The organism is Variovorax sp. OAS795, from assembly GCF_040546685.1.
GTDB lineage: Bacteria > Pseudomonadota > Gammaproteobacteria > Burkholderiales > Burkholderiaceae_C > Variovorax.
Map to the genome: position 1 here is coordinate 3,575,836 of NZ_JBEPOH010000001.1, position 19,558 is coordinate 3,595,393.

A 19,558-nucleotide genomic window follows, 5' to 3' on the forward strand; every position below is an offset into this window, starting at 1 on the left:
CGGTTCAATTGAAAGCAGGTGAAGACATGGCGCGCGCGAACGACTGGGCAAGCAAGGTGATGGCATTGGTCAACGGCGGCAACGCATCGGCCGCCATCGCGCAGATCAAGGTCGCGCCATCGGTCAAGGACCTCAAGGCGCTCCAGACCATCATGACGCTGTCGAAGATGAAAGGCCGCCATCCGAACGTGGATGCGGCCATTGCGGAGAACCTCGCGCTGCTGGCGGCGCCGCGGCTGCACCGCTCGCCATGACCGGAGGCTACAGCGCTTGGCCGAGGCGCTTCACGCCCTCTTCGATCTTCGCCACGTCCGCCGTCGCAAAGCTCAGCCGCAACGTCGACAGGTCGGGCTTCTCGGCATAGAACGGCGCGCCGGGCACGAAGGCCACGAGTTGCTCGATGGCACGCTTGGCCAGTTCGCCCGCGTCGGCCAACTTGCCGTTGGCACCCGTGAGGCGGGCCCAGAAGAACAGGCCGCCCTGCGGCTGCGTGAAGCTCACGGCGTCGCCCAGCTCTCGCTTCAGTGCCGCGCCCATCGCCTGCGCGCGCTGGCCGTAGACCTCGCGCACGTGCGCCAGCGTGCCCGGCATGCGGCCGCTCTTGAGGTACTGCGCGGCGGTGGCCTGGGCGAAGGTGCTGGTGTGCGCGTCGCTGAACTGCTTGCACATGGTGGCCTTGGCCAGCAGTTCGGCGGGCGCGATCATCCAGCCGATGCGCAGGCCCGGGCTCAGCACCTTGCTCAGGCTGCCGCAATGGGCGAGCAGCTCGCGGCTGCCCGGCACGTCCTTGCTCAACGCCATGATCGATGGCGGCGGTGCCTCGCCGAAGTAGAGGTCGCCGTAGGGGTCGTCCTCGACGATCAGCGTCTGGTACTTGACCGCGAGTTCGAGCACCTTCTTGCGGCGCTCCAGCGTCAGCATGGCGCCGCTCGGGTTGCCGAAGGTCGGGATCAGGTAGACGAACTTGGGCTTGTGCTCGGCAATGAGCTTTTCGAGCTCGTCGGTCTTCACGCCGTTGGCGTCGATGGGCGCGCTGATGAGCTCTGCGCCGTACAGGCGAAAGCACTGGATGGTGGCCAGGAAGGTCGGGCCCTCGACGATCACCTTGTCGCCGGGCGAGATCATGGTCTTGCCCAAAAGGTCGAGCGCCTGCTGGCTGCCGGTGGTGACGATGAGGCCGCCGGGCTCCACGTCGACGCCCTTGGTCTTCATGAAGGCGGAAAGCTGCGCGCGCAGCGGTTCGTAGCCTTCGGTGGCGCCGTACTGCAGCGCGCCGCCGGGTTCGTCGGTCAGTGCCTTCTGGCTCGCCTCCTTCAGGCCCTCGACATCGAACATGGCGCTGTCGGGAAACCCGCCCGCAAAGCTGATGATGCCGGGCTTGCCCAGGAGCTTGAAGAGTTCGCGGATGGCGGAGGTTTCGACGTTGTCGAGGCGGGAAGCGAATTGCATGGGAGGTCTCACTTTCTGGACGCCATTGTCGCGAAAGACGCGGGCAACAAAGCTGCGTAAGGCCATCGGCTTTCAACGATATATTGCGTCTATCGCCGCACAGCCTGGCATCGCTGGCGGGCGCCGGCCTCCCCTGACCCATGAAAAAAGACAACATTCCCCTCTTCTTCGCCACGCTGCAGGCGGCCAACCCCACCCCGGAAACCGAGCTCGAATACGCCACGCCCTTCGAACTGCTGGCCGCCGTGCTGCTCTCGGCCCAGGCGACCGACGTGGGCGTGAACAAGGCGACCCGCAAGCTCTTTCCGGTGGCGAACACGCCGCAGGCCATCCTCCGGCTGGGCGTGGAAGGCCTGGAGGAATACATCAAGACCATCGGGCTCTACCGCAGCAAGGCCAGGCACCTGATCGAAACCTGCCGCATCCTGGTGGAGCAGCACGGCGGCGAGGTGCCGCGCACGCGCGCCGAGCTCGAGGCGCTGCCGGGGGTCGGCCGCAAGACCGCCAACGTGGTGCTCAACGTGGCATTCGGCGAGGCGACCATCGCGGTCGACACGCACATTTTCCGCGTCGGCAACCGCACCGGGCTGGCGCCGGGCAAGACGCCGCTCGAAGTGGAACTGAAGCTCGAGAAGCGCGTGCCCTTCGAGTTTCGGCTGCATGCGCACCACTGGCTCATCCTGCACGGGCGCTACATCTGCGTGGCGCGCACGCCCAAGTGCTGGGAATGCGCGGTAGCGCCCTACTGCGACTACAAGCCGAAGACGCCGCGGCCCAAGTCGGCCTGAACCGGGCCGTTCGCCGCTAGAGCTCGAAAGCCTCGACCTGTCGGCCGTCGATGTCCGTAAAGCCGTACGCGCGCGCCAGGTCGGCCACGCGGTGCACGCCGCCGGACTTCGCCATGACCTTTGCGTCCCCGGCCAGCGCGGCGACCGCGCGGCCGAGATAGCGCGGCGACTCGGTCCGCGCGAGCGCCGGCCGCTCGTGCCAGTGCGCCTCGTCGGTCTTGTGGCCCGCCAGCACGAACTCGGTTCGCATCCAGCCCGGCGAGACGGCCAGCGACGCGACGCCATGCGGGCGCAGCTCCTCGGCGATGCCGAAGGCCAGCCGCGTCATGGCCGACTTGGCAAGGTCGTAGAACAGGTTTCCACGCAGGTAGTTGCCGCGGTCCCAGAAGGTGGTGGTCACGATCAGGCCGCCCTTCTGCGCCACCATCATCGGCGCTGCGCACCGGCTGGCCAGCAGGTGGTTGCGCACGCCGCGGTCGAACATCGAATCCCAGTAGGACAGCGGATGCTCCCAGAACGGTGCCTCGAACACGCCCGTGAATGTCTCGTGGCCGCCCCAGGCGTTGTTGACGAGCAGATCCAGACGGCCTTGCTCGCGCTGCACCTGTGCAACGAGCCGCTTCACGTCGTCTTCCTGGGTGTGGTCGCAGCGCACCGCGATGCCCTGCCCGCCCAGTAGGGTGGTCTCCTCGGCCGTTTCGTCGACGCTGCCCGGCAGGGCTTCGAGCTGCGAGAGAGCGAGCAATTGGCCGTAGCTTTCGGCCGGCTGCGCGCGTGTGCTGCGGCCCGTCACGTACACGGTGGCGCCTGCGGCGCCCAGCTCCACCGCGATGCCGCGGCCGGCGCCCCGGCTCGCGCCGGTGACCACGGCCACGCGGCCTTTCAATGGAAGGTTGCTGTCTTCGGCTTGCATCGCTGTTGCCCCTTTCCTTCGAGTGCGGCGAGACGGCGCGCGTGCCGCGCTGCCATTGCGTCAGCCGTATTCGATCAGCTGGCACGCCCCGTAGTCAATGGGCTCGGATGGCCACTGCGCGACGTCGTCGACGCGCCGCACACCGCGGCGCAGCAGTTGCACCGCGCGCATCACGCCCGCATGCGTGACCCACACCGCGTCCTGCCCCGCCGCGCGCCACTCGTCGAAAGCGGCGCCTGTGCGTTGCATGAAGCGCGCCGTGCTTTCGCCATGCCCGCCGGGGATGCCTTCGGCGAAATTGCCGGTCCAGGCATCGAACTCCGCGCGTGCGATCGCCGACCAGGGCCGTCCTTCCCAGGCGCCGAAGTCCATCTCAGCCAGGCGTGGCTCGGCGCGCAGGGCAAGGTCCGGGCGCAGCATGCCAATCGCCTGTGCCAGTTCGGCGCAGCGCCGCAAGGGCGAATGCGCCAGCGCAACGCCCGCCGGCAGCCGGGGCACCACCGCCTCTGCCACCGCGAGCGTGGCCTCGGCCGGCGCGCACACATCGGTCGCGCCGTAGCAAAGACCCGGCGCCGCATCGGTCTGCGCGTGGCGCACCAGCCACAGCTTCATGCCTGCCACGCGAGTGCCAGGTAGATCGCGAGCTCGCAGACCTGCTGCGTCGCGCCGAGCCCGTCGCCGGTGAAGCCCTGCAGCCGGCGCCGGAACATGCGCGCCATGGCCAGTGCCGCCAGCGCGCAAGCCAGCACGACGGCGATCGTCCGTGCGGGGCCCTGCGTCAGCAGCACCAGCGCGACAGCGGGAAGCGACCAGAGCACGCCCACCAGCAAGGCACCGCTGCCGATCGCATCGGCCAGCGGCTTGGCCTTGCTGGCGCCGCTGTCGCCCACGTAGGGCAGCCAGCGGATCAGGAACAGCGGCGCCAGGCGCGAAAGCACATGCGCACCGGCGATTCCGCACGCCAGCGCCGCCGCGCCCTGCCCCGCCATCGACGCGAGCAGCACGGTCTTGAGTCCGAGCGCCAGCACCAGCGCGATGGCGCCGAAGGCACCGATGCGCGAGTCCTTCATGATCTCCAGCGCGCGGTTCCGGTCCGACGCGCCGCCCAAGCCGTCGGCCACGTCGGCCAACCCGTCTTCATGAAAGGCGCCCGTGAGCAGTACCGTCGCGGCCATGCTCAGCAGCGCCGCGGCCAGCGCCCCGGCCGTGCCGGGCAGGCCATGCAACGCGAGCACGAAGACCGCCGCGCCAACGCCACCCACCAGCCAGCCGACACCGGGAAAATGCGCCGCGCTCGCGCGCAACATCTGCGGACTGAATCCGACCCATTCGGCGAGCCGGCCGGTCACCGGCATGCGCGTGAAGAACTGCAGGGCCAGCAGGTAGTGGCGAACGCCGTTCATGCGCTTCAGCTGTCCTTGCGCGACACGCCGGCCGCTTCGAAGCTGGCCATCTCGCGCAGGATGCGGCAGGCCGATTCGAGCAGCGGCCAGGCCAGCGCGCCACCCGATCCTTCGCCAAGGCGCAGGTCGAGGTTCAGCAGCGGCTCGAGCCCGAGGTGCTTCAGCAGCAGTGCATGTCCGGGTTCCGCCGAACTGTGCGCCGCCACGCAGCGCTGCGCCACATGCGGCTGCAGCGCCTGCGCCACCAGCACCGCGGCGCTGGCAATGAAGCCATCGACCACGATCACCCGGCGCTCCTGTGCCGCCTGCAGCACCGCGCCGACCAGCGTGGCGATTTCGAAACCGCCGAATGCGGCCAGTGCATCGAGCGGCGACACCGCCGATGCATGCAGCGCCAGCACGTCGCGCAGCACGGTGCGCTTGCGCGCCAATCCCTCGGCGTCCAAGCCGGTGCCGGCGCCGGTGCAGGCATCGATGTCGAGCCCCGCCAGCCGCGCGAGCAGCATGGCCGCTGCCGAACTGTTGCCGATGCCCATCTCGCCGAGCAGCACCGCATTGCCGGGCAGCGCGCGCACCACCTCGCGGCCGTTGGCGATGGCCTCGGCGCACTGCGCGGCCGTCATGGCCGGGCCGGCCGATGCGTCGGCGGTGCCGGCGGCGATCCGGCGCGACACCAGGCCGGGGCGCGCCTGGAAATCGCGCCGCACGCCGCAGTCGACCACCGTGAGTGCGAGCCCATGCTGGCGCGCCAGCACGCTGACGGCCGCGCCGCCGGCCAGGAAGTTCTCGACCATCTGCCAGGTCACGTCGCTCGGAAATGCCGAGACACCGCGCGCCGCCAGCCCGTGGTCGCCCGCGCACACCAGCATCTGCGGCGCTTCGAGCACGGGCGTTTCGCTGCCCAGCACCACCCCGATCCGCAAGGCCAGGCTCTCGAGCCGGCCCAGCGCGCCGAGCGGCTTGGTCTTGTTGTCGATCGCGCTTTGCAGGCGCGCCGCAAGCGCGTCGTCGCGGATGTCGGCGATGGAAGGAATGGTGTCGTCGTGGTCGGTCATGCGATCAGGCCCTGCAGTACGCCGGGCTCGAAGTGGGTGTCGATGAAATCGGCGAGGCCGTCGAAGGTGGCGTCGAGCGTAGGGGCCGCGGCGCCGAAGAGCGCGTGCAGCGCGGCCTCGTCCTCGAACAGGCCGTGCAGGTACAGGCCCAGCACATTGCCGCGTGCGTTCTGCCAGGCCAGCCCCTCGGGCATCACCGCCTGGCCGTCTTGCGCCATCTGCGGGTGGACCGCGGTCTGGCCGTGGTGAATCTCGTAGCCGGCCACCGGCACGTTCGACAGCGCAGCCCATGGCCCGTTCAACGCGCCGAAAACGGCCGAGCGGTGGCGCACGGTCTTCTCGCGCTCGAACACCGTCACCAACGGCAGCAGGCCCAGGCCGGGCGCGTTGCCGTCGATGCCGTGCGGATCGACCAGCGCCTCGCCCAGCATCTGCAACCCGCCGCAGACGCCCAGCACGGCGCCACCCCCGGCCGCGTGCGCGGCGATGGCGCGGTCCAGGCCCTGCGCGCGCAGCCAGGCGAGATCGCCGCTGGTGTGCTTGGAGCCAGGCAGCACGATCCAGCCGGCCCCGGCCACGTCCGCCGGCGAGCGCGCCCAGACCAGCCGGACACCCGGCACGTTCTTGAGCGGCTGGAACTCGTCGAGGTTGCTGATGCGCGGGTACACCACGACGGCCACCGTGCGCGTGACAGGTCCGCTCGCGTGGCTTCGGTCGTCGAACACGCCATCCTCTTCGGGCAGGCCGTGCTGCCACCACATTGGCAGCGTCGCAACGGTGGCGATGCCGGTCAGCGCCTGCAGCTGCTGCGGCGCCGGGGCCAGCAGCGAGGCGTCGCCGCGGAACTTGTTGAGCACGAAGCCGCGCAGCAGCGCGCGGTCGCTCTCGGGCATCAATGCCCAGGTGCCGTAGAGATGCGCAAAGGCACCGCCGCGGTCGATGTCGGTCACCAGCAGGCAGCGCGCGTCGGCATGGCGGGCGACACGCAGGTTGACGATGTCGCTCGCCATCAGGTTGATCTCGGCCGGCGAGCCCGCACCCTCGATCACCACCACGTCGTTTTCGGCGCGCAGGGCATCGAAGGCCTCCGCGATCTGCGGCCAGACGCGCTCGCTGCGCCCGCGCCAGGGCATGGCCGTGAGCTCTTCGCTCACCTGCCCCATCAGCACCACCTGGCTGTGGGTGTCGCGCTCGGGCTTGAGCAGCAGCGGGTTCATGCGCACGTCGGGCACGGCCCGCGCCGCCAGCGCCTGGAAGTATTGCGCGCTGCCGATCTCCCCGCCATCGACCACGCGGGCGTTGTTGCTCATGTTCTGCGCCTTGAAAGGCGCGACCTTGAGGCCCTGCCGCGCATACCAGCGGCACAGCGCGGTCACCAGCCAGCTCTTGCCGGCACCACTGGTCGTGCCCAGAACCATCACGCATCGGGTTGTCATGCGGCTATTGTCGTTGCCGCCGCATGCCGTCTCCGAAGCCGAAGCGGCAAAGAAAAAGGGGCTTGCGCCCCTTGGTGTTTCAGCGCGCCGCGGTCTGCAGCGCGGCAGTTCCGCCGGGCTGCCCCCGCGCCGTTGCGGACGGAACCTCCCAGCCGCCGCCGATGGCGCGGATCAGCCCCACGGCCGCCTGGTACTGCGCCGACTTCACCTGCAGCGCCTGGCGCCGGTTGCGCAGCTCGCTGCGGCGGGCGTCTAGCAGGTCGAGCTGGCTGATGTAGCCGTTGCGGTAGCGCGTGTCCGACAGGCTGGTCGCGCGCTGGGCCGAGGTGACGGCCTGGGCCTGCACGGCCGACTGTTCCTGCAGGATCCGGATGGCGGAGAGCTGGTCTTCGACCTCCTGGAACGCGACCAGCACCTGGTTGCGGTAGTTGGCAAGCGCGCCATCGAGCTGGGCATTGGCACCCTGCACGCCGGCTTCGCGGCGGCCGCCGTCGAAGATCGGCAGCGAGAGCAGCGCCCCCACGCCCCACGAGCGGGCCGACCACTTGAACAGGTCGCCGATCTCTGGCGATGCATAGCCCGCCGCGCCGGTCAGCGAGATGTCCGGGAACCACGCCGCCTGTGCCACGCCCACGCGGGCCTGCGCCGCGAGCACGGCGTTCTGCGCTGACGACACGTCCGGGCGGCGCGTCAGCACCGTGGCCGGGACGCCGGGCGGAACGGACGGCAGCGCGGTGGCCCATTCGTCGGTCCGCAGGCCGAAGCTGGAGGCCGAGTCGCCCACCAGCACCGCCAGCGCATGCTCCACCTGGGCACGCTGCCGGTCGAGCGCGAGCGCGTCCGATTCGGTGGACGACACCTCGGTCTGCACGCGCGCCACGTCGAGCTCGGCGATGTCGCCGGCCTGCTGGCGGCGCTGCGTCAGGCGCAGCGTGTCGCGGTAGGCCTCGACCTGCTCGCGCACCAGCGCGCGCTCGGCATCGAGGGCGCGCAGCTGCAGGTAGGTCTGCGCCACCTCGGCCTGCACCGCGAGGCGCGTGCTTTGCAGCAGCGCTTCGCGGCTGGCCGCATCGAGCTTGGCCGCATTGCTCGCGCCCGAGAGCCGGCCGAACAGGTCGAGCTCGTACGAGAACGTGGCGCCGATGTTGGTCATGGTGCCCGGCCGTGTGCTGGCCGTGGCCTTGTCCAGGCCCGCACCACGGTTGGCACCCGCGCCCAGGCCGATCTGCGGCAGGCGGTCGGCCTGCGCGCTGCGCGCCAGGGCGCGTGCTTCCGCGAGCCGGGCCGCGGCGGCCTGGATGTTGTTGTTGCTGACGTCGGCTTTTTCGACCAGCGCATTGAGCACCGGGTCGTTGAACGCCAGCCACCATGCGCCACGCGACTGGGCTTCGGAAGGCACGGCACGGGTCCAGCCCGCGGGCGGGGCGGCGCCCTGCTCCTTGAACTGGGCCGTGGTCGGGATCTCCGGCATGCCGGAGGGCACGCTGGCGCAGCCGGCCAGAGCCAGGGCCGCCACCAGCGGCAGCAAGGCAGTGCGAAGCGGCTTGACCCAAGGTTGTACTGAAATATTCATGATGGGCTTTCTTCTCGATCAGTCATGCGAGCCGTGCGAAGGGCGCGGGGCAGCAGGCAGCGGGTGCAGGCCGCCACCGCCCGAACCACCGTGGGACGACGGTGCCGGTGCGGCCGGATGGGCAAAGTCTTCGCCGTGCGGCACGTCGCCATGCAGCTTGAGCGGGCGGTTGCCCGCGAGGCGGCGCATCAGCACATAGAACACCGGCGTCAGGAACAGGCCGAAGGCCGTCACGCCGATCATTCCGGCGAACACTGCCACGCCCATGGCCTTGCGCATTTCCGAACCCGCGCCGGTCGACAGCACGAGGGGCAGCACGCCCATCACGAAGGCCAGCGAGGTCATGAGAATCGGGCGCAGGCGCAGCCGGCTGGCTTCGATCGCGGCCTGTATGGGCGTGCGTCCGGCAAACTCGAGCTCGCGCGCAAACTCCACGATCAAAATGGCGTTCTTCGCACTCAGCCCCACCAGCACGATCAACCCGATCTGCGTGAAGACGTTGTTGTCACCCCCCGATATCCATACGCCCGTCATCGCCGCCAGGATGCCCATCGGCACGATCAGGATGATGGCGATCGGCAGCGTCAGGCTTTCGTACTGCGCGGCCAGCACCAGGAACACCAGCAGGATCGCCAGCGGGAACACCAGGAAGGCGGAGTTGCCGGCCAGGATCTCCTGGTAGGTCAGCTCGGTCCACTCGAAGGTCACGCCCTTGGGCAGCGTCTCGGCCGCGATCTTGGTGATCGCGTCCTGCGCCTGTCCCGACGAATAGCCGGGCGCCGGGCCGCCGTTGATGTCGGCGGCAAGGTAGCCGTTGTAGCGCATGGCGCGTTCCGGCCCGAAGGTCGAATTCACCTTCATCAATGCCGACAGCGGCACCATCTCGCCCGAGGTCGAGCGCACCTTCAGCATGCCCACGTCTTCGGCGCGGGCGCGGTAAGGCGCATCGGCCTGCACGCGCACGCTGTACGTGCGGCCGAACTTGTTGAAGTCGTTCGCGTACAGGCTGCCCAGGTAGATCTGCATGGTGTCGAAGATGTCCGTCACCGGAACGCCGAGCTGGCGCGCCTTGGTGCGGTCGATGTCCGCATACAGCTGCGGCACGTTGACCTGCCAGCTCGTGAACATGCCCGTGAGTTCGGGTGCGGCATAGGCCTTGGCCATGAAGGCCTTCACCGCCGCGTCCATCTGGTCGTAGCCCACGGAGGCGCGGTCTTCCAGCTGCAGCTTGAAGCCGCCCGTGGTGCCCAGGCCCGCCACCGGCGGCGGCGGGAACATCACGATGAACGCGTCCTGGATGCTCGCGAAGGCGCCGTTGAGCTGCCCGGCCACCGCACCGCCGCTCTGGTCGGCGCGCTTGCGCTGGTCGAAGGGCTTGAGCGTGGCAAACACGATGCCCGAGTTCGAGCTGTTGGTGAAGCCGTTGATCGACAGGCCCGGGAAGGCGATGGCGTCTTCCACGTTCGGGTTCTTCTTCATGATCTCGCCCATGCGCTGGATCACTTCGTCGGTGCGGTCGAGCGTGGCGCCGTCGGGCAGCTGGGCAAAACCGATCAGGTATTGCTTGTCCTGCGCCGGCACGAAGCCGCTCGGCACCGCCTTGAAGAGGCCGAAGGTCACGCCGATCAGCGCGAGGTAGATCACCAGCATCAGCGTCTTGCGCGAGATCACGCTCTTGACGCCGCCGCTGTAGGCTTCCGAACCCCGGCTGAAGAGCCTGTTGAAGCCGCGGAACAGCCAGCCGAAGACCTTGTCCATGCCGCGCGTCAGCGCGTCCTTGGGTGCATCGTGGCTGCGCAGCAGCAAGGCGGCGAGCGCGGGCGACAGCGTGAGCGAGTTGATGGCCGAGATCACCGTCGAGATCGCGATGGTCACCGCGAACTGGCGGTAGAACTGGCCCGTGAGGCCGCTGATGAAAGCCAGCGGAACGAACACGGCCACCAGCACCAGCGCGATCGCGATGATGGGGCCCGACACCTCGCGCATCGCGCGGTACGTCGCTTCACGCGGCGTGAGGCCCGCCTCGATGTTCCGCTCGACGTTCTCCACCACCACGATGGCGTCGTCCACCACGATGCCGATCGCCAGCACCAGTCCGAACAGGCTCAGCGCGTTGATCGAGAAACCGAGGACGTGCAGCACCGCGAAGGTACCGATCACCGACACCGGCACGGCCAGGAGCGGAATGATCGACGCGCGCCAGGTCTGCAGGAACAGGATCACGACCAGTACCACCAGCAGGATGGCTTCGAGCAGCGTGTGGATCACCGACTCGATCGATGCGCGCACGAACTGCGTCGGGTCGTAGGCGATGCGGTATTCCAGCCCTTCCGGCATGTTCTTGTTGAGCTCGGCCATCGTCTTGCGAACGTTGGACGAGATGTCGAGCGCATTGGAGCCCGGTGCCTGGAACACGCCCATGCCGACGGCCGGGTCGTTGTTCAGGAGCGAGCGCAGCGAGTAGTCGGCGGCGCCCATCTCGAGGCGGCCGATGTCGCGCAGGCGGGTCACGGCGCCGTCGGTGCCGCTCTTGACGATGATGTCGCCGAACTCTTCCTCGCTCTGCAGGCGCCCTTGCGCATTGATCGACAGCTGCATGTCCACGCCCGACAGGCCCGGCGAAGCGCCGACCACGCCGGCCGCGGCCTGCACGTTCTGGCCGCGGATGGCGGCCACCACGTCGCTGGCCGAGAGGCCGCGCTGCGCGACCTTCTGCGGGTCGAGCCAGACGCGCATCGAGTAGTCGCCGCCGCCGAAGATCTGCACCTGGCCCACGCCTTCGATGCGCGCGAGCGGGTCCTTCACGTTCAGCACCGCGTAGTTGCGCAGGTAGTTGATGTCGTAGCGGTCGTTCGGCGAGACGAGGTGGACCACCATCGTCAGGTCGGGCGCGCTCTTGACGGTCGTGATGCCGAGGCGGCGCACTTCTTCGGGCAGGCGCGGCTCGGCTTGCGAGACGCGGTTCTGCACCAGCTGCTGTGCCTTGTCGGGATCGGTGCCGAGGCGGAAGGTGACGGTGAGCGTCATCACGCCGTCGGTGGTGGCCTGGCTGCCCATGTAGAGCATGCCTTCGACGCCGTTGATCTGCTCTTCGAGCGGCGTGGCCACGGTTTCGGCAATCACCTTCGGGTTGGCACCCGGGTACTGGGCGCGCACCACCACGGAGGGCGGAGCGACTTCCGGGTATTCCGAGATCGGCAGGCCGCGCAGCGCGATCAGGCCGGCGATCAGTATCAGGACCGACAGCACGCCGGCAAAGATCGGCCGGTCGATGAAGAATTTAGAGAGATTCATGTTGTTTCTCCGGCGAGCGCAAACGCGCTCCCCTCCGAGTTCAGGACTTCGCGGCTTCCGCGACGCGTTCCGGTTGTTGTTGCTTGGTATCGGCCTTGGCGTCCATCGTCACGGTCTGCGGCACCACCAGGGCGCCCGGACGGATGTGCTGCAAGCCATTCACCACGACGCGATCGCCGGCCTTCAGGCCCTTGCTCACGACGCGCAGCCCGTTGATGGATGCGCCGAGCGTCACTTCGCGGTACATCGCCTTGTTGTCCTCGCCCACCACCATCACGAACTTCTTGTTCTGGTCGGTGCCGATGGCGCGTTCACTCACCAGGAGCGCGGTGTCATTGCGTGCCTGGCCCATGCGGATGCGGGCGAACTGCCCGGGAATGAGCGCACCGTCCTTGTTGTCGAAGGAGGCACGCACGCGCACCGTGCCGCTGCGCGCGTCGACCTGGTTGTCGATCAGCTGCAGCTTGCCGATGAAGGGCGTGCCGTCGAAGCCCGAGGTGCCCATCTGCACGGGAATGCTCTCGATCTGGCCGCGTGCGCTGGCGCCGCTCGGCAGGTCTTTCAGGGCCCGCGTGATCACCTGCTCGTCGGCATCGAAGCTCGCGTAGATCGGGCTCACCGACACCAGCGTGGTCAGCACCGGCGCGCCGGGGCCCGCGGCCACCAGGTTGCCGACGGTGACTTCGAGCTTGCCGATGCGGCCCGAAACCGGCGCACGCACCTGCGTGTAGCCGAGGTTCAGGCGCGCCGATTGCAGCGAGGCCTGCGAAGCGCGCAGGTTGGCGTCGGCCTCGCGGCTGGCATTCACGCGCTCGTCGTATTCGCGCTGGGCGATGGCTTGCTGGTCCCACAGGCGCTTGGCCCGTTCCTGCTCGCTGCGGCTGAAAGCCTGGCGGGCCTGGGCCGATGCCACTTGCGCTTCGGCGCGCTCCACTTCGGCCGCGTAGGGTGCGGGGTCGATGGTGATCAGCAGGTCGCCCTGCTTCACCAGCGCGCCTTCGCGAAAGTGAACCGCCTGCACGGCGCCGGCCACGCGGGAGCGCACATCCACCCGTTGCACCGCCTCGAGCCGGCCGGAGAACTCGTCCCAGGCATTGATCTCGCTCGACGCCACGGCGGCCACCGACACCGGCGTGCCCTGCTGCGCCGCGGCGGGAGCCGTGGCCTCGGCCTTGAAGCTGTGCATGCCGAGCACCGCGGCGGCCACCGCCAGCACGGCGGTCAGGCCGGTCACGGCGGGCCACAGGCCCTTGCGCGCGGCGGAAGAAAGTTTTTGATTGTTGTTCGACATGGTGATTCGTCCTTCTCGATGACTTCTTGGGATGCAACAGGCCATCCCGGTGCTTGTGGCACCAGGAGGCGGAACTCGAAAATGACCGGGGCTACCGGTGGGCCGAGGGGCGGCGTCGCGTCGTCAGCCAGGCTGCCGCGACAGGCCTGCCTAGCTGGGCTTGGGCGCTGCCGGGGGCGGCGTGGTGGCGCTGAAGAATTCGCGGAAATGCTGCTGCACGCTGGCTTCGCAGGCCTTGCAGCCCGAGGGCTCGGGGTCGTACAGCGCCTTGGGCCAGTTCGCGGCGCCGGGCAGCACGCTGCTCGTGACCTCGATGCCCGCGGCCCGCAGTCGGCCGGCAAAAGTCATCGCCTCGTCGCGCATCGCATCGTCGGCGCCCACCAGCACCAGCGCCGGCGCCAGGGACGAGAGACGCAGCGATCCGCTCGGCACCGCGTAGGGGTGCATTGCGTTCGAGGGGCAGCTCAGGTACTTTTCCCAGCCCTTGGCCCAGCGGCACTCGGCCTCGTCGCTGGTGGCCTTGCGCAGCGATGCGGTGCCGGCGCACGGGTCGAGCATGGGCGACAGCAGGATCTGCCCGGCCAGCGGGGGATGCGCCCGGTCGCGGGCGATCAGCGCCACGCCGGCCGCCAGGTTGCCGCCGGCTTCCTCGCCGGCCAGGTACACCCGGGCGCCCTTGCCGCCCAGCTTCACGCGCTGCTTGTAGAGCCACTCGAGCGCGGCGTAGCCCACTTCGATGGGCTCGGGAAAAGGCGATTCGGGCGCCAGCGGATAGGCCACCGACACCACCACCGCGCCCGCGCCGGCCAAAAGCCGCGCCACGTTGCGCCCGTTGTCCAGGTTGCCGCAGACGAAGGTGCCGCCGTGGAAGTGCAGCACCAGCGGCACGGTTTCGCCCCGGGGGCGCTGCCCGTACACCCGGGCGTCCACGGGGTCGCGGCCGGGCAGCTCGATCGAAAGATCGGCTTCCACGCCTTCGGCCGCGGCGAGAGCGGCGGCTTCGGCAGAGCGGGACGACGGGCGGGGTGACATGGAGGCAACCTCAGGAGGATTGGCGATGGTTGAAATATAAGGCGGCCAGTGTGGCGTTAAACAGGCAAGCCGGCCCTACTCTGTTTCCAAACGGCTAACAATCCGGGAAACGCTGTGGGATTGTCACCTTGTGTGAGAATCCGCGTCCTCCCGGCAATGGCCGGGCTCCCAGGAACAGTCATCAATGGATCAAATCCAGGCAATGCGGATCTTTGTCCGCGTGGTGGAAGCAGGCACGTTCACCCGGGCGGCGGACTCGCTCGCCCTGCCCAAGGGAACGGTCACCAAGCAGATCCAGGCGCTGGAGTCGCGCCTGCGGGTGAAGCTGCTCAACCGCACCACGCGGCGCGTGACGGTGACGCCGGACGGCGCGGCCTACTACGAGCGCGCGGCGCGCCTCCTGAACGACTTCGACGACATCGAGGCCAGCATGACCAACGCGCAGGCCAACCCCACGGGGCGGCTGCGCATCGACGTGGGGACTTCGGTGGCGCGGCTGATCATCCTGCCTGCGCTGGCCACCTTCTGCGACCGCTATCCCGAGATCCAGGTCGACCTGGGCGTGAGCGACCGCACGGTCGACCTCATCACCGACAACGTGGACTGCGTGATCCGGGCCGGCGAACTCAGCGACCAGTCGCTGGTGGCCCGGCGCATCGGCACCCTGCACTTCGTGACCGTGGCCTCGCCGGCCTACGTCAAGCGCTACGGCATGCCGCAGCATCCGAACGACATCGAGAAGCGCCACCACGTGGTGAGCTACTTTTCGGGCAGCACGCGGCGCATCTACCCGCACGAGTTCAAGAAGGGGGACGAGACCATCGAGCTCAACGGCCCCTACCGTGTGTCCGTGAACGAGAGCAACGCCCACATGGCGGCCGTGATCGGCGGCTTCGGGATTTCGCAGTGCATCACCTTCATGGCCGAGCCGCTGCTGGAAAGCGGCGAGCTGATCGAGGTGCTGCCGGAGTGGCACCGCGACCCGCTGCCGATCCACGTGGTCTACCCGCCCAACCGCCACCTGAGCGCCAAGGTGCGGGCGTTCGTCGACTGGGCCGCGGAACTGTTTGCCAAGAGCCCCAGGCTGCAGCGGCGCTGAGTTCGTTCGCTGGCCGGCCGCTTCAGCCGGCGGTGGCGAATACCGGCTCGCAGCGCACCTCGGTCTTGACCGAGTTGGCAATGAAGCACTCCTCGTGCGCGCGGTGGTGCATGTGTTCGATCTGCTCGCGCGTGGGCAGGGTATCGCCTGAAAATGTGACCTCGGGCCGGAGCGTGACCACCGTCATCGCGAGCTTGCCTTCGGCGTTCTTGTCCATGGTGCCGCTCGCCGCGTCGAAGTAGCGGTCGACGATGAACTTGCGCTTCACCGCCATGGTGAGAAACCACAGCATGTGGCAGCTCGACAGCGAGGCGACGAAAGCCTCTTCGGGATCGACCGCCGCGGCATCGGAGAACGGCAGCGGCACCACGTGCGGCGACGACGAGCCGGGCACCTCCGCACCGCCGTCGAAACGCATCGTATGCCGCCTGCTGTAGGCGTTGGCGAGGAAGTCCTGATCGCCTCGCTGCCAGAGGATTTCTGCGGTGTACCGGGCCATGCGTTTGCTCCTCCAGCATCGTGAGATGCGCATTATTCTGCGTCAGGAGCCCATCTGCCCGTCCTCAGGCACCCAGCAGCCTGACCAGCAACGGCACCAGCAGCGCCGTCGCGATGCCATTGAGCCCCAGGGCCAGCGCCGAGAATGCGCCGGCCGTTTCGTTCACCTGGATGGCACGCGCCGTGCCGATGCCGTGCGCCGCCATGCCCACCGCGAAGCCGCGAACAGCGGGCTCCTCGATGCGCAGCAGGTTCAGGAGCCCGGTCGCCACGATGGCACCCGAGATGCCCGCGACGGCGGCCGCCACCGCGGCAAGCGAGGGCAGCCCGCCGATCTTCTCGGCCACGCCCATCGCGATCGGCATGGTGGCCGACTTGGGCGCGAGCGACATCATCAGCTCGTGCGATCCGCCCAGCACCCAGGCGATGCCGATGGCCGACACGATGGCCGCCACCGAGCCCACCAGCAGCGCCACGCCGATCGGCAGCCACAGGCGCCGCAGCCGGCCGAGCTGCCCATAGAGCGGCACCGCCAGTGCCACCGTGGCCGGCCCGATCAGGAAGTGCACGAACTTGGCGCCTTCGAAGTACGTGTCGTAGGGCGTGCGCGTGATGAGCAGGACGCCCACGATGGCGACCACCGACACCAGCACCGGATTGACCAGCGGCCTGCTGCCGCTGCGCTGGTGCAGCCACAGCGCGCCCAGGTATGCGATCAGTGTGAGCGACAGCCACAGCAACGGCGACTGCGCGAGAAAGACCCAGATCTCCGACAGCTTCGCGGGCGCGGTCATTCGGCGTCCTTGCCCGTGAAGCGGATCATCCAGCGGAAGGTGAGCGCGGTCACGGTCATGGTGAAGGCCGCGCCCACGATGCCGGCCGCGAGGAATGGCAGCCATTCGCGCCCCACCCGCTCGAAATGCAGCATGACGCCGGTTACCGCGGGAATGAACAGCAGCATGAGGTTGCGCAGCAGATGGCCCGCCGTTTCGCCCAACGCTTCCGGCACGCGGCCACGCGCGAGCAGCGCGACGAAGAGCAGCAGCATGCCGATCAGCGGACCGGGAACCGGCAGGCCGAGCCACTGCACGAGCAGCTCGCCGGCCAGCTGGCAAAGAAAGAGCGCGGTGATGGCGTAGAGCATGCGGATGTCCTGCGGGTGGTGTCGGGCTTCAATGTTCGTCGCTGGCCAGGGCGCGTGTCCAGGCTTCCTTCAATGCCTGCTGGCTTTGCGGCGGCAGCACGCCCAGGCGCACCCATCCCGGCAGCCCGAAGGAAGCGCAGTCGCGCAGCTTGATGCCTTCGGCGCGCAGGGCGGTAGCCAGCCGGCGGTACGGCACGTCGGTGCGCGCACAGAAGAAGTTGGCATCGCCGGGCAGGCACTGCCAACTCAGCGATTCGCAGAGAGCGCGCTGCTGCGCCTTCCATGCGCGCAAGGTGTGCAGGCTTTGCGCGAGCCAGGCCTGGGCTTCGGCATCGATCCAGGTTTCGAGCAATGCCACGCCATGCGCGCCGATCGGCCATGAAGGGGCCAGCCCCGCGAGGCGCCGCATCAGCGGTGAAGCTGCCGCATCGGCGGGCGCGATGGCATAGGCCGCGCGAACGCCGGTCAGGCCCATCGCCTTGTTCGGCGTCCACAGCTGCCACACGCGATCACGCGCGGCCGCGGTGAGCGATGGGGCGCCCTCGAGGCGCAGCGGCTCGTAGGCCATGTCGAGCACGCAGGCGCCCGTGCCGGACGCATGCGTGACCAGATCGGGCTCTGGCTGGCCGAGCGGGCTCGAAGGTTCGCAGCACCAGCGCAGCGCCAGAGCGCCGTGCGGCTGGGGAGACCGCTCTGCCTTCAAGTCCCATGCCAGCGCCGCACGCTCGTAGTCGCCGTAGCCGTGCGGTGGCAACCGCACTTCGCGGCCGCCGCCCTGCGCGAAGGCGGCTGTGATGCGGTGGATGAATTCGCTGGCGCTGGCCGCGACCACGACGCGTTCGGGCGCGACGCCATGAAACTTTGCAAGGGCGTTGCGCAGCGTGGCATACGCGGGGTCGGGATAGTGGGCCGCGTTCGCCGTGCGCAGCGCCGCCAGCACCGCCGGGCACGATCCCGTGGCATTGCCGTTGGTCGAGAAATCGTGCCACGGCGTGCCGGCCGCGTCGGGGCCGCCGTGCACCGCGGATTCAATGCCTGCGTGTTCGTGTTCCTCTGTCATGCCTGCCTGGTGATCGCAAAGATGGCCAATGATGCACACACAGCCAGCGCCACGGCCGCCCTGCCGCACAGTTGCGCGGCGCGCTGCGTGTCGGGTGCCTCGGCCGCGCGGCCTTTCGCATTCAGCGCGTAGACGCCGGGCTTGGCAAGCCGCACGCCAAGCAACAACGCCATCGCCGACATCGGCCAGCCGCTGTTGGGCGACGGCGTGCGGCGCGCCTCGCGCGCGATGCCGGCAGGCCACCGCCATGCCGCGAGCGCGAGCAGCAACACCGTGAGCCGCGCGGGCAGCCAGGAGAGTACATCGTCGGCGCGTGCAGCCCACTTGCCGACCCAGGTCCAGTCGCGGCCACCACGTTCGCCGCGGTAGCCCCACATGGCATCGGCGGTGTTGGCGAAGCGGTAGACCGCGGCGCCCGGCAGGCCCAGCAGCACGAACCAGAACAGCGGCGCCACGAGCGAATCGTTGAGGTTCTCGGCCAGCGATTCGATGGCGCTTTCGCGCACCTCGCGTTCGCCGAGCACGGCGACATCGCGGCTCACCAGCCGCGCGAGCTGCGCGCGGCCCGCATCGAGCGACACCGCCAAGGCCGTCTCGACCGCCAGCACTTCGCCGCGCAGCATGCGCCATGCGAAGAGCGGCTTCAATGCGAGGGCCAGCACCACGGTGGCCACCGAGCCGGGCAGCCATTGCGTGGCGCCCCGCTGCAGCGCCAATGCCAGCGCACCTGTGAGCATCGCGCCGACGATCCAGGCCAGCGCGCCCGCGACGAACAGCCGCAGGTCGCGCGGCTTCGCATCGGCGGCATGCGGGGCGAAGCGGGAACCGGTCCAGCCAAGGTACCGCCCCATCCATACCATGGGATGCCAGCGCGCGGCGGGTTCACCCAGCCAGTGGTCGATGGCCAAGGCGAGCCACAGCGCCGCGATGGCAGGCACCCGTTCAGTCCTCGATGCCGCGCTGCGCCGGAATGCCAGCCTTGAAGGCGTGCTTGACCATGGCCATCTCTGTCACGGTGTCCGCCAGTTCGACGATCTCCGGCGGGCAGCGGCGTCCGGTGAGCGCCACGTGCACGTGCCTGGGCCGCGTGCGCAGCGTTTCGAGCACGCCGTCGAGCGGCAGCCAGCCGTAGATCAGCGGATAGGTGATCTCGTCGAGCACCACGAGGAAGAATTCGCCGGACAGGATCGCCGCCCTGGCTTTTTCCCACCCGTCGCGCGCCAGCTGGGCCGAGTGCGCGAGGTCCTGGCTCTTCCAGCTGAAGCCGTCGCCCAGGCCTTCGATCGGAATGCCGATCTGCTCGAACATGCGGTGCTCGCCGAAGCGTGCCGACGGCACTTTCATGAACTGGTAGATCTTCACCGTCTTGCCGCGGCCGTGTGCGCGCAGCGCGAGGCCGAAGGCCGCGGTGCTCTTGCCCTTGCCGTCGCCGGTGTTGACGATGACGATGCCGCGGCGTTCGCCTTCGGCCTTGTCGTAGGGTTTTTCGCCGGGGGGAGTTTCGATGTGCATGTGTGGTGGCC

Annotated in this window: 19 protein-coding genes; 3 read left to right on the forward strand and 16 right to left on the reverse strand. The window is 68.9% G+C overall.

Annotated features, from left to right (window positions below; all coding sequences use genetic code 11):
* Positions 1-26 precede the first annotated feature (26 nt).
* Positions 27-254: a hypothetical protein gene (locus ABID97_RS17305; protein WP_055796651.1), complete on the forward strand. Its 228-nt coding sequence runs from the start codon at positions 27-29 to the stop codon at positions 252-254.
* Positions 255-261: 7 nt separating this feature from the next.
* On the opposite strand, the gene ABID97_RS17310 is transcribed toward ABID97_RS17305, so the two are convergent.
* The gene (locus ABID97_RS17310) at positions 262-1,449 is read right to left on the reverse strand and encodes an aminotransferase-like domain-containing protein (RefSeq protein ID WP_354399652.1); all 1,188 of its coding nucleotides are present in this window, start codon (positions 1,447-1,449) and stop codon (positions 262-264) included.
* Between the two features lie 140 nt (positions 1,450-1,589).
* Between ABID97_RS17310 and nth the strand changes: the two genes are divergently transcribed.
* The gene (gene nth / locus ABID97_RS17315) at positions 1,590-2,237 is read left to right on the forward strand and encodes an endonuclease III (protein ID WP_354399653.1); all 648 of its coding nucleotides are present in this window, start codon (positions 1,590-1,592) and stop codon (positions 2,235-2,237) included.
* A gap of 16 nt (positions 2,238-2,253) precedes the next feature.
* Here nth and ABID97_RS17320 read toward each other — a convergent pair whose 3' ends face one another.
* The 9 genes from ABID97_RS17320 to ABID97_RS17360 all read right to left on the reverse strand — a co-directional run bounded on the left by ABID97_RS17320 (position 2,254) and on the right by ABID97_RS17360 (position 14,234).
* Positions 2,254-3,150 carry an SDR family NAD(P)-dependent oxidoreductase gene (locus ABID97_RS17320; RefSeq protein WP_354399654.1) on the reverse strand — a complete coding sequence of 299 codons (897 nt, stop codon included), beginning with the start codon at positions 3,148-3,150 and terminating at the stop codon, positions 2,254-2,256.
* A gap of 60 nt (positions 3,151-3,210) precedes the next feature.
* Entirely contained in the window at positions 3,211-3,762 is a 552-nt protein-coding gene (locus ABID97_RS17325; protein ID WP_354399655.1) for a histidine phosphatase family protein, read from the reverse strand.
* Positions 3,759-4,553: an adenosylcobinamide-GDP ribazoletransferase gene (locus tag ABID97_RS17330; RefSeq protein ID WP_354399656.1), complete on the reverse strand. Its 795-nt coding sequence runs from the start codon at positions 4,551-4,553 to the stop codon at positions 3,759-3,761. Before ABID97_RS17330 ends, ABID97_RS17325 begins: the two co-directional genes overlap by 4 nt.
* Before the next feature lie 5 nt (positions 4,554-4,558).
* Positions 4,559-5,608: a nicotinate-nucleotide--dimethylbenzimidazole phosphoribosyltransferase gene (gene cobT, locus ABID97_RS17335; RefSeq protein ID WP_354399657.1), complete on the reverse strand. Its 1,050-nt coding sequence runs from the start codon at positions 5,606-5,608 to the stop codon at positions 4,559-4,561.
* The gene (locus ABID97_RS17340) at positions 5,605-7,044 is read right to left on the reverse strand and encodes a cobyric acid synthase (RefSeq protein ID WP_354399658.1); all 1,440 of its coding nucleotides are present in this window, start codon (positions 7,042-7,044) and stop codon (positions 5,605-5,607) included. The genes cobT and ABID97_RS17340 overlap by 4 nt, the downstream gene beginning before the upstream one ends.
* 79 nt (positions 7,045-7,123) lie before the next feature.
* Positions 7,124-8,617 carry an efflux transporter outer membrane subunit gene (locus ABID97_RS17345; protein ID WP_354399659.1) on the reverse strand — a complete coding sequence of 498 codons (1,494 nt, stop codon included), beginning with the start codon at positions 8,615-8,617 and terminating at the stop codon, positions 7,124-7,126.
* A gap of 18 nt (positions 8,618-8,635) precedes the next feature.
* On the reverse strand, positions 8,636-11,911 hold the full coding sequence (locus tag ABID97_RS17350; RefSeq protein ID WP_354399660.1) for an efflux RND transporter permease subunit: 3,276 nt from the start codon (positions 11,909-11,911) through the stop codon (positions 8,636-8,638).
* Positions 11,912-11,951: 40 nt separating this feature from the next.
* Positions 11,952-13,202: an efflux RND transporter periplasmic adaptor subunit gene (locus ABID97_RS17355; RefSeq protein ID WP_354399661.1), complete on the reverse strand. Its 1,251-nt coding sequence runs from the start codon at positions 13,200-13,202 to the stop codon at positions 11,952-11,954.
* Positions 13,203-13,352: 150 nt separating this feature from the next.
* Complete coding sequence (locus tag ABID97_RS17360; protein WP_354399662.1) at positions 13,353-14,234, reverse strand: alpha/beta hydrolase; 882 nt, start codon at positions 14,232-14,234, stop codon at positions 13,353-13,355.
* A 184-nt stretch (positions 14,235-14,418) separates the two neighbouring features.
* Between ABID97_RS17360 and ABID97_RS17365 the strand changes: the two genes are divergently transcribed.
* Positions 14,419-15,333, forward strand: coding sequence for a LysR family transcriptional regulator (locus ABID97_RS17365; protein ID WP_354399663.1), 915 nt, complete (start codon positions 14,419-14,421; stop codon positions 15,331-15,333).
* 22 nt (positions 15,334-15,355) lie between these two features.
* On the opposite strand, the gene ABID97_RS17370 is transcribed toward ABID97_RS17365, so the two are convergent.
* The 6 genes from ABID97_RS17370 to cobO form a co-directional block, all read right to left on the reverse strand.
* Positions 15,356-15,832, reverse strand: a complete 477-nt coding sequence (locus tag ABID97_RS17370) for an OsmC family protein (protein WP_354399664.1) — start codon at positions 15,830-15,832, stop codon at positions 15,356-15,358.
* A gap of 64 nt (positions 15,833-15,896) precedes the next feature.
* A complete protein-coding gene (locus tag ABID97_RS17375) occupies positions 15,897-16,625 on the reverse strand; it encodes an LrgB family protein (protein WP_354399665.1) in 729 nt (242 codons plus the stop codon).
* Positions 16,622-16,975 (reverse strand): CidA/LrgA family protein, encoded by a 354-nt coding sequence (locus tag ABID97_RS17380; protein ID WP_354399666.1) that lies wholly within the window; start codon positions 16,973-16,975, stop codon positions 16,622-16,624. Before ABID97_RS17380 ends, ABID97_RS17375 begins: the two co-directional genes overlap by 4 nt.
* Positions 16,976-17,003: 28 nt before the next feature.
* Positions 17,004-18,035 carry an aminotransferase class I/II-fold pyridoxal phosphate-dependent enzyme gene (locus ABID97_RS17385; protein ID WP_354399667.1) on the reverse strand — a complete coding sequence of 344 codons (1,032 nt, stop codon included), beginning with the start codon at positions 18,033-18,035 and terminating at the stop codon, positions 17,004-17,006.
* Positions 18,032-18,973 (reverse strand): adenosylcobinamide-phosphate synthase CbiB, encoded by a 942-nt coding sequence (gene cbiB / locus ABID97_RS17390; RefSeq protein WP_354399668.1) that lies wholly within the window; start codon positions 18,971-18,973, stop codon positions 18,032-18,034. The genes ABID97_RS17385 and cbiB overlap by 4 nt, the downstream gene beginning before the upstream one ends.
* Before the next feature lie 4 nt (positions 18,974-18,977).
* On the reverse strand, positions 18,978-19,547 hold the full coding sequence (gene cobO, locus ABID97_RS17395) for a cob(I)yrinic acid a,c-diamide adenosyltransferase (protein ID WP_354399669.1): 570 nt from the start codon (positions 19,545-19,547) through the stop codon (positions 18,978-18,980).
* Between the last annotated feature and the right edge of the window lie 11 nt (positions 19,548-19,558).